Origin of the sequence: Paenibacillus camelliae, assembly GCF_023715345.1 — a bacterium.
Classification (GTDB): Bacteria; Bacillota; Bacilli; order Paenibacillales; family Paenibacillaceae; genus Pristimantibacillus; species Pristimantibacillus camelliae.
Genome location: NZ_JAMBNY010000004.1, coordinates 36,619 through 52,027 on the forward strand (window position 1 = coordinate 36,619; position 15,409 = coordinate 52,027).

The 15,409-nt window shown below is 36.6% G+C and carries 25 protein-coding genes; all 25 read left to right on the forward strand.

Annotated features, from left to right (window positions below; genetic code table 11):
* Positions 1-100 precede the first annotated feature (100 nt).
* Entirely contained in the window at positions 101-283 is a 183-nt protein-coding gene (locus M3180_RS09440) for a PspC domain-containing protein (RefSeq protein WP_251667149.1), read from the forward strand.
* Between the two features lie 229 nt (positions 284-512).
* Positions 513-971, forward strand: coding sequence for a GNAT family N-acetyltransferase (locus M3180_RS09445; RefSeq protein WP_251667150.1), 459 nt, complete (start codon positions 513-515; stop codon positions 969-971).
* A gap of 28 nt (positions 972-999) precedes the next feature.
* Positions 1,000-1,488, forward strand: a complete 489-nt coding sequence (locus M3180_RS09450) for a GNAT family N-acetyltransferase (RefSeq protein ID WP_251667151.1) — start codon at positions 1,000-1,002, stop codon at positions 1,486-1,488.
* Between the two features lie 100 nt (positions 1,489-1,588).
* Positions 1,589-1,978, forward strand: coding sequence for a tautomerase family protein (locus M3180_RS09455; RefSeq protein ID WP_251667152.1), 390 nt, complete (start codon positions 1,589-1,591; stop codon positions 1,976-1,978).
* Between the two features lie 47 nt (positions 1,979-2,025).
* Positions 2,026-2,589 carry a histidine phosphatase family protein gene (locus M3180_RS09460; RefSeq protein ID WP_251667153.1) on the forward strand — a complete coding sequence of 188 codons (564 nt, stop codon included), beginning with the start codon at positions 2,026-2,028 and terminating at the stop codon, positions 2,587-2,589.
* 118 nt (positions 2,590-2,707) lie between these two features.
* Positions 2,708-3,232 (forward strand): phosphotransferase-like protein, encoded by a 525-nt coding sequence (locus tag M3180_RS09465; RefSeq protein WP_251667154.1) that lies wholly within the window; start codon positions 2,708-2,710, stop codon positions 3,230-3,232.
* A gap of 36 nt (positions 3,233-3,268) precedes the next feature.
* Positions 3,269-3,418 carry a hypothetical protein gene (locus tag M3180_RS09470; protein ID WP_251667155.1) on the forward strand — a complete coding sequence of 50 codons (150 nt, stop codon included), beginning with the start codon at positions 3,269-3,271 and terminating at the stop codon, positions 3,416-3,418.
* A 6-nt stretch (positions 3,419-3,424) separates the two neighbouring features.
* Positions 3,425-3,982 carry an HAD-IIIA family hydrolase gene (locus M3180_RS09475; protein WP_251667156.1) on the forward strand — a complete coding sequence of 186 codons (558 nt, stop codon included), beginning with the start codon at positions 3,425-3,427 and terminating at the stop codon, positions 3,980-3,982.
* 38 nt (positions 3,983-4,020) lie between these two features.
* On the forward strand, positions 4,021-4,794 hold the full coding sequence (locus tag M3180_RS09480) for a nucleotidyltransferase domain-containing protein (protein ID WP_251667157.1): 774 nt from the start codon (positions 4,021-4,023) through the stop codon (positions 4,792-4,794).
* A 55-nt stretch (positions 4,795-4,849) separates the two neighbouring features.
* Positions 4,850-5,260 carry a hypothetical protein gene (locus M3180_RS09485; protein ID WP_251667158.1) on the forward strand — a complete coding sequence of 137 codons (411 nt, stop codon included), beginning with the start codon at positions 4,850-4,852 and terminating at the stop codon, positions 5,258-5,260.
* Between the two features lie 20 nt (positions 5,261-5,280).
* Positions 5,281-5,844 (forward strand): hypothetical protein, encoded by a 564-nt coding sequence (locus tag M3180_RS09490; protein WP_251667159.1) that lies wholly within the window; start codon positions 5,281-5,283, stop codon positions 5,842-5,844.
* Between the two features lie 26 nt (positions 5,845-5,870).
* Positions 5,871-6,656 (forward strand): Cof-type HAD-IIB family hydrolase, encoded by a 786-nt coding sequence (locus tag M3180_RS09495; protein ID WP_251667160.1) that lies wholly within the window; start codon positions 5,871-5,873, stop codon positions 6,654-6,656.
* A gap of 48 nt (positions 6,657-6,704) precedes the next feature.
* A complete protein-coding gene (locus M3180_RS09500; protein ID WP_251667161.1) occupies positions 6,705-7,613 on the forward strand; it encodes an alpha/beta fold hydrolase in 909 nt (302 codons plus the stop codon).
* 39 nt (positions 7,614-7,652) lie between these two features.
* On the forward strand, positions 7,653-8,561 hold the full coding sequence (locus tag M3180_RS09505) for an MORN repeat-containing protein (protein ID WP_251667162.1): 909 nt from the start codon (positions 7,653-7,655) through the stop codon (positions 8,559-8,561).
* Between the two features lie 39 nt (positions 8,562-8,600).
* Positions 8,601-9,161, forward strand: coding sequence for a 2'-5' RNA ligase family protein (locus M3180_RS09510; protein ID WP_251667163.1), 561 nt, complete (start codon positions 8,601-8,603; stop codon positions 9,159-9,161).
* Positions 9,161-9,664, forward strand: a complete 504-nt coding sequence (locus M3180_RS09515; RefSeq protein ID WP_251667164.1) for a hypothetical protein — start codon at positions 9,161-9,163, stop codon at positions 9,662-9,664. Before M3180_RS09510 ends, M3180_RS09515 begins: the two co-directional genes overlap by 1 nt.
* Positions 9,661-10,179, forward strand: coding sequence for a DNA topology modulation protein (locus M3180_RS09520; RefSeq protein WP_251667165.1), 519 nt, complete (start codon positions 9,661-9,663; stop codon positions 10,177-10,179). Before M3180_RS09515 ends, M3180_RS09520 begins: the two co-directional genes overlap by 4 nt.
* Positions 10,180-10,368, forward strand: a complete 189-nt coding sequence (locus tag M3180_RS09525) for a hypothetical protein (protein WP_251667166.1) — start codon at positions 10,180-10,182, stop codon at positions 10,366-10,368.
* A 26-nt stretch (positions 10,369-10,394) separates the two neighbouring features.
* On the forward strand, positions 10,395-11,252 hold the full coding sequence (locus M3180_RS09530; RefSeq protein WP_251667167.1) for a transglutaminase domain-containing protein: 858 nt from the start codon (positions 10,395-10,397) through the stop codon (positions 11,250-11,252).
* 132 nt (positions 11,253-11,384) lie between these two features.
* The gene (locus M3180_RS09535) at positions 11,385-11,765 is read left to right on the forward strand and encodes a VOC family protein (protein WP_251667168.1); all 381 of its coding nucleotides are present in this window, start codon (positions 11,385-11,387) and stop codon (positions 11,763-11,765) included.
* A 58-nt stretch (positions 11,766-11,823) separates the two neighbouring features.
* Positions 11,824-12,300, forward strand: a complete 477-nt coding sequence (locus M3180_RS09540; RefSeq protein WP_251667169.1) for an NUDIX hydrolase — start codon at positions 11,824-11,826, stop codon at positions 12,298-12,300.
* 16 nt (positions 12,301-12,316) lie between these two features.
* Positions 12,317-13,225, forward strand: a complete 909-nt coding sequence (locus tag M3180_RS09545; protein WP_251667170.1) for a serine hydrolase domain-containing protein — start codon at positions 12,317-12,319, stop codon at positions 13,223-13,225.
* A gap of 82 nt (positions 13,226-13,307) precedes the next feature.
* Positions 13,308-14,318 carry a hypothetical protein gene (locus M3180_RS09550; RefSeq protein WP_251667171.1) on the forward strand — a complete coding sequence of 337 codons (1,011 nt, stop codon included), beginning with the start codon at positions 13,308-13,310 and terminating at the stop codon, positions 14,316-14,318.
* 52 nt (positions 14,319-14,370) lie between these two features.
* A complete protein-coding gene (locus M3180_RS09555) occupies positions 14,371-14,895 on the forward strand; it encodes a hypothetical protein (RefSeq protein ID WP_251667172.1) in 525 nt (174 codons plus the stop codon).
* A gap of 29 nt (positions 14,896-14,924) precedes the next feature.
* Complete coding sequence (locus M3180_RS09560; RefSeq protein WP_251667173.1) at positions 14,925-15,407, forward strand: hypothetical protein; 483 nt, start codon at positions 14,925-14,927, stop codon at positions 15,405-15,407.
* Positions 15,408-15,409: the final 2 nt, after the last annotated feature.

Below are 15,409 nucleotides of genomic sequence, written 5' to 3' on the forward strand. Positions count from 1 at the left end.
TTGACCTACGAAAACGATTTTCGCATAGGAATAATATCTAAGAAACTTTAGTCTTTCGAAGATCAAGGTCATCGTCTAACAGAAAGGTGGTCATTCATAATTGAAAAAACTTAGAAAGTCCGCGAGACATAAATCCATATTTGGAATTTGTGGTGGAATTGCTGATTTTTTAGGTATTTCCGCGTTAAGTATACGATTAATATTTTTAATCACGTTACCAACATCGATCTTAATATACATCATATTGCATAACTCAATGGATGAAGAAAGAAGGACTTTATAAGACATAAGCCTTTCAGGCTCGTGATGCACGCGTTTGAGATAACAGTAGTGTTTCTCAAAAACATTTAAGTGAATAAGGGCTTTCGCAAGCTAATAGTCAGATGTATAATTAAGGAATTAAGCTCAGAGAATGACAATCAAAGCTCTAACCTAAGATAAGAGCTATCTAAGGTTGGGGCTTTTCGTAAATGCAAGAACCGGACGAATGAATATTGAATGGAGTAAGATCAATGGAAGTAATCATAAAGGAATTAACTGAAGGGCAGAGCATACCTTATCATTTATTGCTACTCGCGGACCCTTCTAAAGAAATGGTTGATAATTATATTAAGAGAGGTATTTGCTACACCGCATCTTTTCGAGATGAAGTGATAGGGGTCTTTGTCATCTTAACAACCAAACCAGAGACAATGGAAATTGCTAATGTCGCAGTTCGAGAGGATTTTCAAGGATTAGGGATTGGAAAGAAATTAGTCTTAAGTGCAATAGAAAAAGCCAAGGAGAAACAGGCAAAAACTATTGAAGTTGGTACAGGAAACTCGAGCGTAAACCAAATTGCACTATACCAGAAATGCGGTTTTCGGATTGTTGGAATTGATCAAGATTTTTTTGCAAGAAACTACAGTGAAGAGATATATGAGAACGGCATACAATGCAGGGATATGATTAGATTCAGATTAGATATTTGAGAATCACTGAATAAGAGGTGAATAGCGGATGGATATAGCGCTATGTAGAGCAGGTCTGAATGAAGCAACTATTATTCACGAGATGCAAGTAAGAGCATTTTTACCATTGTTAAATAAGTACCTTGACTATGAAACAAGTCCTGCTAATGAACCGTTAAATAGAATCATACATAGGTTGAATCAAACATTTACGGATTATTACCTTATAAGGCTATCGGATATTAACGTAGGAGCAATACGGATCGTTAGAAAAGAGAATCAAGTGCACCGAGTAAGTCCTATTTTTATTTTGCCCGAATATCAAGGTAGAGGGATCGCACAACAAGTATTTGCCTTAATCGAAGAGAAATATAATAACGCAAGGAAATGGGAGCTAGACACCATAGCACAGGAAAAAGGAAATTGTTATTTATATGAGAAATTAGGATATCAGCAGACAGGGGAAGTAAAAGAAATCAATCATAGAATGTCTATTGTTTTTTATGAAAAGAAGCTAACCAACACAGACGCCACCTAAGATAATGAGCTATCTAAGGGGGCGTCTGTTATTTTAGAGTGGCAGGAAGTAAGTAAGATTAGCGTAAAGCATTCAATATTAAATAAGAGGTGAAGTAGATATGGCTCAAGTCAAAGTATATGGACTGAAAGAACACTTAAAACCTAATCAAGCACATGTATCCGAGGCAATTCATTCATGTATTGTCGAGGCGTTTGAATATCCGGTTGAAAAGAAATTTCAACGTTTTTTTAACTTAGAGAGAGAAGATTTTATTTACTCGAAAGATCGTACAGAAAGATACATGATTATTGAGATCAGTATCTTCGAGGGGCGATCAGTAGAGGCGAAAAAAAGACTCATTCACTTATTATTTGAAAGAGTTTGCAACGCAATGAAAATCGATAAGAACGATCTTGAGATTACTATATTTGAGACACCGAAACATAACTGGGGGATCAGAGGTCTACCTGGCGATGAACTGCAGCTTAACTATAAAGTGAAGATCTAAGTGCGCATACAATTAGCAAATAGCTGCGAAAGGGAGAAACAGCGTTAATGGAAACGATAATATACTTTGTTAGGCATGCTGAATCGATTTATGTAGAAGGCGAAGAAAGAACAAGGGGATTATCAATCCAAGGAACAAATGATGCAGAAACTATTAAAGAAACACTGAAATCTGAAGAGATAGATTTGTTTATCTCAAGTCCATACGGGAGAGCAATTGATACGATCCGTCCTACAGCTTTATTGCATCAAAAAGACATTTTAATAGAAGAGGATTTAAGAGAGAGAATGATTGGTGATTTTGCACCAGCGACATTTACAGAAGCTAAAAAACGTGTTTACGAAGAATGCCAATTTGCTTTCCCAAACGGAGAATCTAGTATACTCGCACAACAAAGAGCTTCGAATGTAATTGAGAGAATAGTTGATGCACATAAAGGAAAGAAGATCGTCATTGGCACACACGGCGATATTATGACGCTAATGCTGAATAATTTTGATAAACGTTTTGGATATAATTTTTGGTTATCCACATCAATGCCTGATATCTATAAGGCAGGCTTCAAGGGATCAGAGCTCATTGAGGTTATAAGAATGTGGAAGCATCAATAGGAAAATTATGTTACACAGCTAAATAAACTAAATGAAGCTGCACATTGCACATGCTGAAATATTATTACGTTTAATTAATATAGTCAAAAAACACTTCAATCTAAAGGATGATACAAAAATGGATAAAGGAAAAATTATATTCTTAAACGGTGTAACAAGTTCTGGAAAAACATCTATTGTGGAAGCTATGCAGGGTTATTCTGAACCATTTTTCTATGTTGTTGCTAATGATCTTTTTGAACAAATGGTAGGAGACAAACATCTGCAGGAGGACTATTGGAAGCATTTAAGTGAAGTAATTATTATGATGTATCAAATAGCAAGAACATTTTCAGATAGCGGGAAGAATATCTTAATTGATGGAATACTTGTTGAAAGACCTGAATTAAAGCCACACTACGATAAAGTGAAAGACATTTTTGATGGGTATCCGTTAGAAATCGTTGAAGTTTACTGCCCGTTAGATATATGTCGTGAACGGAATATAGAGCGTGGTGACAGAACAGAGGATCAATCAGAAATGCAAAGTAGAATAATGGCGGAAAACATTAACTATAGTTGCTTTGTTGATACCAGTGTGAATTCACCAGAAGAGTGTGCTGAAATTATTATAAAGACATATTTTGGGGATGTCACGACATAAATGAACAATTGTAACTGAAATAAAAGGAGAATAGGAATGGAATTACTAATAATAATTGCAGCAGTTGTTGTATCAGTTATTATCAGCAACCAATATTCCAGCTTGAAAAGGATGGATAAACTACAAAACTCGTTGGATAAGTTAAATCAAAATTTAGAAAAAATGGTTACAAAGAAAGTGGAGTGATTGGTAGTGGGTGTGATTAAAGCAGTCTTTATCGATCGTGATGGAACCATTGGCGGGGTAGAAGATAAGGTGCTCTATCCGAATGAAATGATAATTTTTCCTGAAGTGGAGGAATCGATTAAGAGGCTTAAAGAGAAAGGGTTACTCATTTTATCATTCACTAATCAACCTGGGATTTCACGAGGGGAAGCGAATAGGGATGATTTTGAGGTTGAATTAAAAAGCATCGGATTCGATAGGATATATCTCTGTCCGCACGAGCATAACACAGGATGTAATTGTAGAAAACCATTGCCAGGAATGCTGTTACAAGCTGCTAAAGAAAATGATTTGGATTTACGTAAATGTGTAGTGATAGGGGACCGTTGGACAGATCTTGTATCAGCCCAAGAAGCGGGGTCTATCAAGATCTTAGTACAAACCGGTGCAGAAAAAAAAGATCTGAAGAAATATGAAGATGGACAGTATTTTGGTAAGTATAAAGAAGCATATCCAGACTATATAGCAGCAAACATTAAAGATGCGGCCCAGTGGATCTTAAATCAATGCAAGGAATCCTCATAACACAGAACGCTAGACGAAACGAAGAGGAGAGAATTGAAGTGAAAACCACGATATTACAATCTCTTAAGCAAATCGAAACGGAGAACAATATAAAAATACTATATGCGTGCGAGTCAGGTAGCCGAGCATGGGGAGTTCCATCTCTAGACAGTGATTACGATGTGCGATTCGTTTATATCCATCATCCAGATTGGTATCTATCTATAGATGAAAAAAGAGATGTGATAGAGCTACCTGTTAATGGCTTATTAGATATAAACGGCTGGGATATTAGGAAAGCACTTAAATTATTCAGAAAATCTAACCCATCCCTTCAAGAGTGGCTGCAATCAGGAATTGTATATGACCAAAGAAATTCATTTATCAATAAAGTGAAGGATTTACGCTCTGAGGTGTTTTCTCCAATGGCATGTGTTCATCATTACCTGAGTATGGCCAAAGGCAATTATCACAAGTACCTTCAAGGAGAACAAGTAAAATCTAAAAGATACTTGTATGTTTTACGTCCATTATTGGCAAGCAGGTGGATAGAAGAATACAGCACAATGCCACCACTATTATTTAATGAATTACTACAAGCTATCCTTCCAGAAAGTGAGCTACGTGATCAAATTGATTCCTTACTACATAGAAAAATGAGTGGAGCTGCAAAGGAATTAGAATCAAAAATTGACATTATAAATAGGTATATTGAAAGTGAACTGAAAAGCCTAGAAGCGTTCGCAAAGCATATGGATCATGAGCCAATGGATCCGACAAATAAATTAGACCAGCTATTTAGGGAAACACTCAAGGAAGTATGGTCAACGTAGGTTAGAGAAGTGAAGATAGGCATGAAGGCTAATATGAAAGGTAGCTGTGAATAAGATGAATTTTAAGGTTAGAGTGCAAAATCCACCGTTAATTTCGATGCTATGCCTTCTAATTAGTTTAATCATGTTAGTTGTTAGTTTAGAGGGAATGTTTCAGAAGGTGGTCATCATCTTATTAGCGATGTATATCGTATTTTTTATTTATAAATTGATTTGGTTTATAAGAGATAGAAAAAAGTATTTAGTGATGGAACTAACAGAAGATGCAATTAAAGTTGCAGATGAGAAATATTATTTCAGTGATATGAAGAAAGTAATCCTTTTTGAAAACTACTTAGAAATAACAAGACATAAGAAGAGATGGATGTTCATTTATTTCAAAATAAAAATAGAAGATAAATCAGAGATTGTAAGAAGGATAAAGGAAGTGACAAAAGATAAAGACGTACAAATCATATTGAGATAAATGATGTAATGGAGGGAAAAATGAAATCCAAAATACTAGCAACGTTCATACCAGTATTGCTGGTATGTTCTTTTATATACTTTATGGGGTTTAGGTTAGATGGATTAACGGCTGCAAGAGCAAATTCATCCGTCCCTAAGGACTCCATACTACAAGATCAAGTCGATTATAAATGGGGCACCGTTTATATATTTGATTCCCCTGAAAAACCTATGACAGCTATTAGTATGAAAAAACTTGGATTCCTCTGGATTTCAGATACGTCAGTATATTTTTTACGTAACGAAGACCCAATTAGGACAATTGGTGGGGTTAGTTTAGCTAATGAGAAAGAAAAAGCAACAGTATTCAGTGTGATGGTTGAGGATCGAGATGTTGCTTATATAGAGGCTGGACCAGAGTCGCATCGGGAACAAAAGCAGGTCATTCTAGGAGAACCGATCACATTCTCATGGGACGTACATATTCAATGGAATGACTTGAACCCGAAGGCATTAAACGGCGAAGGCGAAGTTATCTATGAATATCGTTATGCAAAGTCTAACATTATACGACTAGAGGATTTGAAATGGTATCCTGTTTAAATTAGAGGAAGAAAGGCGGGTGAATCATGGTGTACTCTGCAATAGTTTTAGATCTAGATGGAACACTACTTAATTCAGAAAAGAAGATTTCAGACAGGAATTACAAGAGTGTCATGGCTTGTCTTGAGCGAGGAATGCATGTCATCTTTGCTACTGCTCGTCCTCCAAGAGCCGTATATCGTTTTCTACCAAAGGAATTATTAGATGTCGGCTCATTTGTATTTTATAATGGAGCCTTAATTTCCAGTGCTAGTCTAGGCACGCACCTTCATGAGCCTATTCCTTCGTTTCTTTCATCAGAAGTTCTTGATTATTGCATAAACGATAATCCAAATATTGAAATAGGGATTGAAGTACAAGATGAATGGTTTAGTCTGAAGCATATTGACCACTCTGCTGTCACAGGAGTGAAAGAAAGCCCAACGGTAAGGTCTCTTAATGATCTCAAAGAGCTAGACGCTACAAAAATTTTGATAACTGGAGACATGAATGTAGAGGGGCTCAGGGGAAAATTCGATTCAGACTTAAACATCATAGTAACGGATAGTGGACAGTTGATTCAAATCATGTCGAAGAGGGCATCAAAAGAACTTGGAGTAGCTAGATTACTTAAAGGATTAGGGATATCGAGTGAAGAGGTTATTGTTTTTGGCGATGATCATAATGATATTGGACTATTCACCACTTGTGGGTGGTCAGTTGCAATGGGGAATGCCATAAAAGAATTGAAAGATATTGCAAGTAATATTACGGAAAGCAACGATAATGATGGAGTTGCCATTGAATTAGATCGGATTTGGGGAGCCATTTGACCCAAGTGGTCATGAACCTGGAGAATGATTCATCAGACTGGAGAGCGTATGAATTCATCTAAAATTTCAATTCGTGGAACGCAAATTTATGTTGAAGATTATAATTCTGATTGCAACGAGGTTTTGCTCTATTTGCATGGTGGGCCTGGGGCGAGTTGTGTGGATTTTTCCTATTATCAGGCTAAAGCATTATCTAAATCACTTAGAGTAATTGCGTTAGATCAAAGAGGTGTTTTAAGATCTGACCCGATCGGCATCGATGAGCAATTTGGAATAAATGATATTATTCAAGATCTTGAAGAGTTAAGAATTCAATTCAATATAAGTAAGTGGACACTATTAGGGCATTCATTCGGAGGATATTTAGCTGCTAAGTATGCACTTATTTATCCGAATTCAATTGAAAAAATCATATTTGAAGCTCCTTGCTTTGATGTGTTAAAAGCTACTAGATCAATAATATCTATGGCTAAAAATCATAGCATAAAAAATCGGATGGCGGATTTAGCTGATGTATGTGATTACTATTTATCTGAAAACAACAGTGCGAATGTAATGTGGAATGCCTTAGGAGAGGTTTTTCAAGTTCTAGGCGAAGATAAGGATCTCTTATACTTACATAGCATAACACCGCAACGATATAACGAAATTATAGAGAGTCAAATATGTTCAAATGAATTATGGGAAAAAAACATAATACATAATCAAAAATTACAAGATGAAGGAGGTTTTTTTGAAGATCTACTTCCTATACTGCCCAAAATATCACACCCAACATTATTACTAGCTGGCACTTATGACCCTGTTTGCTGTGGTGAGCAACAATCAGGATACTTAAATAACATCCAGAATGGTCAAATTATAAATTTTGAGAGAAGTGCTCATTTTCCAAGACTGGAACAACCTGAAAAGTATACGACCGAAGTATTAAAATTTATCCTCGAGATTGAAACGTAACCCGACATAACTTTATTTAAGATGAAAGGGTGTAAAGTTATGAGCTATTCAAATTTTGACTTTCTAAAGAGCAACTTCTCTGAACTATTTCACCTAGCAAAAGATACCGAAGATATGATCTCAACAGACCCCATTGCAGCAATGATTAATATTCAGCAAATAATGAGAAACGTGATTCATTATATAGTTGGAAATACAGGTCTGGCTACAAGAGATCTTCATATGGATGGTGTTATTCATTACTTATGGAAGAATAAACTGATAGCGGATCAAATGTATGAAGTATTCAGGGAGATTGAGCTTTTCGATAGTAGAGAAAGTGAGATATTAATTGATCCATCTAACATCGAACATCATTTCTTTAGAATGCATGATTTTACTGTTTGGTTTTATAAGACATATGTAGATGATGCGTTTGTCCCCAACGCATTTATTAATCCTTTCATTAAAGAAAGTAGCCCACTGGTCATGCGGCAAGAAACGGAAATAGAACTAATCGCTCAATTGATAAAGATTGATGGAACGGTACATAAAGGTGAATGGGTGGATAGCCTAAAGAAGCTCGACAACTATGTGATTATTAATTATGAGAACGGTGAACGGTACGAAGGTCAGATAACTAAGAAGATGAAGCATGGTAGAGGAATTTATACTTGGGTGGACGGTACAGTATATATAGGATATTGGCGTCATGATCTTGAACATGGTTATGGTGAGAAGTTATATGCGAATGGTGATATTTATCGAGGATACTGGAAGAATGGAGCCTTTGAAGCCCAAGGAACATACGTCTGGAAAAATGGACAGAGTTATGAAGGGCAATGGAAAGATGGATTGGAGCATGGTTATGGGATTAAAACTACAGCAAAGGGTATAAAAACTCGAGGTTTTTGGACTTATGGTGAGTTTGGATACTTAGCAGATCAATTAAATGATGCCAGTAACTAATAAATTGTCCAATAAATTTGAAGTTTCAGAGGTGATTGAATGAAGCACTATGCAATTGAAGTATTTTTTGATCAAGCGTTTGCTACATACGTTCGCGAACTTTGGAGACAATGTGATCGTCATAATCTGTCATCATTTATGAATCAGGTTGAGGGTACCGAACCACATATAGCACTTGCCCTATATGAAAATATTGATTTGGAGAGTATATCAAAGAAATTTAAAGAGTTTGCTAGCAAAGATCTAGTTAGTTTTGAGTTAGTGTTTGATGCGGTAGCGATCTTTCCAACCTCAAACGTGACTTTCTTACAACCTAATGTAAAGCCAGAATTAGTAGATTTAATGATCAATATTCATGATTATTTTGGAGATTTTAGGAACCAATGTAACGTGTATTACTCACCCGACAGATGGTTTCCACACGTTACAGTAGCGAAAAATAATACATCTGAGGAACGAAGGGAAACCGTCGAGTTCATTATGAATAGGTTTAATCCTCAAGCAACTAGAGTTGAAAGATTAGTTCTAGTAGAAATCGAATATGTAGACGGGAACGTCATGTGTAGAAATATTGAGAGCAAGATTTTGGAGAACACGTAATGAAGAAGCAGGTAATATTAAGCTTATTATTTATTTTAATTCTCACAGCATGCAGCAAAAGTAACACTACTGAACTACGAACTAATTTAACGGATGCGACAAGAGAAATTGATATTTGGAATAGTATGCAATATGAAGTTATTTCAGATATAAATTCGATAAGAGCCATTGAGCCTGAATCGTCTGAAGGAGTTATTCTAATTAATTTTTGGATTAGACTTGAGAATAGAGGGAGTCAACCAGCTCAAGATTTCAAAGTGACATTGATTGGTGCGAAGCCGAGCTTGCATATTAACGGATCAATGAGTCAGGGAGTAGATGGTAAAGAACTTGAAGTTGATACCGTTTATGAATTAATGGGGCATTATACATTTGCTAATATGGAGGATCTGAATCAATTCATCGAAACATCTACCATACTAGTAGAGTGGAAAGAACAGAATAATCATAAGAGAATGGAGCTAAAGCTTCCTGTAAAACAAACTAAGGGTGATAAAGAATGAAAAAAGTGATGCTAATCGGGCCTGGTGGTTCGGGGAAATCTACTTTATCTAGAAAACTAGGTCTGTTATTAAAGCTACCCGTTTATCACCTAGACGCATTACATTGGAAGCAAGGGTGGGTTCCAACTCCAGATGATGAGTGGGATGATTTGCAAAAGGAATTGATAAAAAGAGATGAGTGGATCATCGACGGGAATTATGGTCGCACCATTGATATTCGACTTTCAGAAGCTGACACCATTATCTTCTTTGATTTCCCAAGAGTAATACCCATTTACAGAGTGATAAAACGTAGAATTAAGTATCACGGCAAGACGCGGCCTGACTTACATGAAGGCTGTCCAGAGAGAATTAGTCTGGAGTTTCTGAAATGGATATGGAACTATAAAAGGGATAAACGACCAGGTATACTTGAAAGACTTGAGAAAGTTAAAGACGATAAGAGAATCATTGTTTTAAGAAATCAAGCTGAGGTATATAGACTTATTGAAGAGATTAAGAGAGGAAGTAGTTAGATGGATAACTTGATGTACGTTACTGAAATTTTAGTTTTAGTAGTAGGTGTTGTACTTCTTATTGTAGGAAAACTTAAGAAGAAAAATACAATGTTCGGCATTGGTATTGGAATATTAATTGCTTCCATTGTATTAGGCGTTCCGGATTTTATTAGAGGCTTTAATGATGCTCTCGGAGAAAATCTTTAAGTTGCGAAGAACAAACATAGGAGGTATTGCTCATTTTTGGATATCTGAAGGAGTTCGATTTTTATTATAGAAAACTTTTAGAATATACCTCTTATGAGGTGAGCAATGAGAGTGATCACCTTAATAAGTTTACATATCAATTAAAGAGTAGCAAAGAACTAGTGCAACTACGAGAAAAGTACAAGTTGGAAACTATTGCAGGAAAAACCGATGAAATCAATCAGTTGAAGAATCTTACTCGTTGGTTAAATAGCCGCCATCCTCATGGTAATGTTGCCCCGCCTAAGGTGTGCAATGCATTAGCGGTGCTAGAACAGTCGGATGATAAGCAGGTCCCTATGAATTGTTATGTACTGGCAACAGTTCTCAATGAAATATTCCTTAGTTTAGGTTTTCAGTCTCGGCGAGTACATTGCAGATCTTACGATGCATATGATTTGGATAGTCACGTTGTAACTGCCGTATATTTGAGGACATTAGGTAAATGGGTGTTTTTCGACCCGTCATGGAGTTGCTTCATAACCGATGATATAGGTGCAATGCTTAGTTTGGAGGAATTCCGCGATCGAATATCCAATAATCTTCCTGTCTGGGTAAACGGAGAGCCAGTTGAGACAGAATGGAGCCAATTCTACAAGGGATATATGGCTAAAAATATGTTCTGGTTTTATTGTCCGATTGATAGTGAATACGACAACGGAATTTTACATGAAGGTAACAAGCAAAAGTACGCCTTATTATTACCGGAGAAATTCATGCCGCTTGAACTAAAAGAAAATGATAATTTTCAATATACTATTTGCAGGAATCCTCGTGACTTTTGGATTCCACCAAAAGCTTCTGATTTTAATGATTTAATAAGTACAATTAATTCCGAGAAATAACTAACCAACATCAACATAGACGCCCACTTAAGATAAGAGTTATCTAGGTGGGCGTCTGTCGTTTAATGTAAAAATACTATGTAATTAGCGCATTGCAAAGCAACATTAACTTAACTTTGGAGGTCTATGATTATGAAAAAGCCAATAGCCAATCGAGTAGATACCATATTTATTCATGTAACGGATTTGCAGAAATCAGTAGAATGGTATAGCCAATTGCTAGGTGTGGAAGTTAAAGGTGAAGTTCATGGGCCGATATATACATTCAATATGGGAGAGGGGCGACCTGGGTTAACGCTTGATAATCATTGCTTTGATGAAGGTTACGAACTCAAACCCCTGAACCAACCACTCTTTAACTTGAGTGCTTCAGATATACATGAAGCATATCAGCATGTAAAAGATATTGGCACCAAATTCTTAAGTGACATTCAGCATTTTCCAGATCTATCTGAGTTCACCTTTAAAGATCCGGATGGAAATATCATTATGATTTGTACTTGCTTTAGCTAATGCTAGAGATAAATCAAATGAGGTATAACCAATTTTCCTAGACAAGGATGTGATTTCTATGATGATATCATTTGATGTAGGTGAATCACAGAAGTTTAATTTAAGAGCCGTTGCTATAATCATCAAGGAAGACCGAATACTGTTCCAGCAATTCAACAGTAGTGATTACTGGTTTTTGCCTGGCGGTAGAGTTGAAATGATGGAAGAGCTGCATGAAACCATTGAAAGAGAAATAAGTGAGGAATATGGATGGAGCATCAAAAATAAAAAGCTGGTATGGATTGTAGAAAACTTTTTCAACCTAGATAACATAGAATTTCATGAGTTGGGATTCTACTTTTTGGTACAGGTTGAAGATGAATTAGAAATTACGGAAAGTGACTTTCATTGCCTAGAAGGAATCTCTGTAAGTAGGTGGTTTCGCATCAGTGAGTTAAACCAGCATCCAGTCGTTCCTGATTTCGTCAAACAGGGGATTGATGTAGAACAGCTTCGTACTACCAATGAAGTGAAACATATTATTAACCGTGGGTAATAATTGGAGGCACTGAATGATGGATACGAGAACTCTTAGTGATCGCAAATTCAAAGCATTAATTACATATACAGAAAATGCTAAAGAGAAGTTTGGGGCTTCAGCCGCGTCTATTGTTATCCTTCAAGACAATAGAATATTAGCTGAATGGTATTCTGGTAAGCATCACTTCAAGAAAGGATCTCTGGAAGTAACGTCGGATTCTATGTTTAATTTATATTCATTAAGGAAGACCTATGTAGGCCTAGCAACTGCGATTGCAGTTGTAGAGAGTGAAATATCCATTGACAGCAAGCTTTCAGATGTCCTAACTAAGCCTGAATTAGAACTCGGCCACACCACAGTAAGAGATCTTGCAACAAAAACAGGTGCTAAATACTTTGGAGCAGATAGGATCGAACGCGAGGAAGTAGCGTGTTATCTCATCAAAGAACTTACAGGCTATAATATCGCTGAATTAATCAGAGAACGAATATTTCAACCGATGAAATTAACTAATACGGAGTGGATTTCAGTTCCGAAAGAAAGATTAGTATGTGACTTTCAAGCTGCGGACGGCTATGCATCCGTAAGAATTGGATCCAATGAAGGTCACGAAAGAAACCTATATTCGAGTGCGAGAGAGCTTGCTCAATGGGGTAATTTACATCTTAATAGAGGACAGCATCATGCTATTCAGTTAGTACCTAAGGAAGTATTTGCGCTCAGTGAGCAATTGAGATTAGATACAGTAGATAAGCATCGAATCTTTGGATGGTACTATCAGGATAAGTGCTACTATGCTACTGGTGCAGCAGGTTGTCACTGTGTAATTATTCCCGAGTTCAATGCAGTAGCAGTTCGAATGCTCAATAAATACACAGAAGATTATACGGTGGATCAAGAATTATTTAATGAGCTATTTTATCATTGCCTTCAAGCATGATGTCTAGAAGTCTAAACATCAGCTACTATAGATGAAGGTTAGTACGGTAAGACACCGACATGTCACGATTGGAGAAGGATCAATGTCAAAACGAGCTTGGAAGGTTGAGCCCAATGAAGCACTGGATCTCACCTTTTTTGTTAATGCCATATCGCCTGATGAATTCTATAACGCTCACTATCAAGACGTCCAAATGCGCTGGTTACAAAAACTATCCGAGAGCGAGTATAGTAGGATTACAAAAATAACGCAAATCTTGCCTGTTTCAGCTCTCGCCACAGTATTTAGTACCTTTAATGTGAGCACACTTGAACACATTATTGAATTTCTAACTCACATGGATGAAAGCTATCAGGCCAATGTACGAGGGACGGATTACAGTAGAATTGAAAGCTGGTTTAAGATTTTATGTAATCACCGAGATGATGTAGTGGATAGTTTTCATATCATCCAACAACACAATATACATCTTCGTTGGAGAGAGAGCATACAGCCACAGATTAAAATGGTTACCGAGCAGTACACACACATTCTTTCCGAACTTTACTCGCTGCAATCATTTCAACTATTGATATCTAAATTTCTAGGAGAGCCTGTAGTAGAATCAGACTATTCCATTTACATGTGTACATACATAAAGCCAATAGCAGTACAGTTAAGCCAAAACGCTATGGCAGTTCATCAAGGGCCGCCAGGTTACATGCCGTTACTATCTAATCTATTAAGTGTCATTGTTCATGAATCTTTACATGGATTCAGAGAGAATGATGAAGCGCAGAGTGAACAGAATATTTATCTTGAAAAATATCCGCCGCTGATGAAGAAGTATGAAGAAATGATAACGACATGGAAGAGTGGTCCGGAAGAGTTTTTTGTTATAGCAGCGGAGACATATATTACTGAAAAGCTAGGTATCCGCTCCTACGCGCAATGTATCAATTATTTAAGGAGTCAGAATGGGGGCATGCCTTTTTCCGAGGTGATCTACATAAAATTAAGGGAAGAGAAGCCGGAGACGAAACCGGAATGGAAAGGTTATGGCGACTGGCTAGTTCATGTGATGAGAAATAATGAATTAATAAATTTTGATTAATAGCGTGGAAAAGTTATACATAGCTTTGTAAGCATACGTTAGGTATCAGGAGGTGGGAAGAATTAAAATAAAAGCGGTTTATCTTTTCATAGTGCTGCTTCTCGCAACAAATATCATCTTCCTTTTTCTATTTTTAAATGGGAAGAACACCAAATCAAACGTTGAAGTCTTTACACTAAATGGTGAGGGAATATATTGGACCGTGGAGAACCATAAAGTGATTAGAACTAAAAGTACAATTTGGAGAGGCTCTGCAGGTTTGCACTTCTTAGGAAATGAGGAAGACATTATAGATTCAAATTACTTCAGCTATCAATTCGTTGAGGTTAAAGGGGATTCTGAGACAGAAACAGTATTGGCGGGATCATCTAACTCATCAACTAATGAAGGTGTAAATATACTGGGGAATATTGATAAATTAGGATCTATAAGTGGACCATTATCCCCACGTGAGAAACAAATGACAAAAGATGATTTTGAACGATCTTATATGATTGTAGCTTGGACAGATAGTAAAGGCGAAGAGAAGAGTGAAAGGATTGAGTTAAATATAGCGGACCATATTGAGTTGAAATAAATCCAAATAAACGTATGACTGAGGTTCTTATGAAGAAGATCAAGATTGTACTCTTAATAATTGTATTGCTTATTCCGCTATCTATTGCTTCTCTCTTTGTTGTTTTTCCGATACTAAACAACATCAGTTTGAGCAAGTTCGAGAAACAGTTCGAGAGATATCCATTACCAGAAGAGACTTCCTTAATAGAGGTGAAATCCGTTGTGGGGAAGCTCAATGGTAACGGAAATAGCATAGATTTTTTTGTTGGATTACTAATCCAGAGTGAGCTCTCGAAGGATGAGCTAACGCATTACTATGAACATGCACAATATGCAGGTGCAAAGGTTGAGAAACGAAATGTGTTAATTGAAGTACTTACGGTTGAGGATAGAGTATTACACTCTAAGTACCTCGAGCATAGACAGTTGAAATTCAATAAGCTCGAGAATATAAATGATTTCTCTAACTATTATTTTGTGACGATCTATGATGGAGGCTATCCAGCACTATTTGATATACGAGGAAATTAATA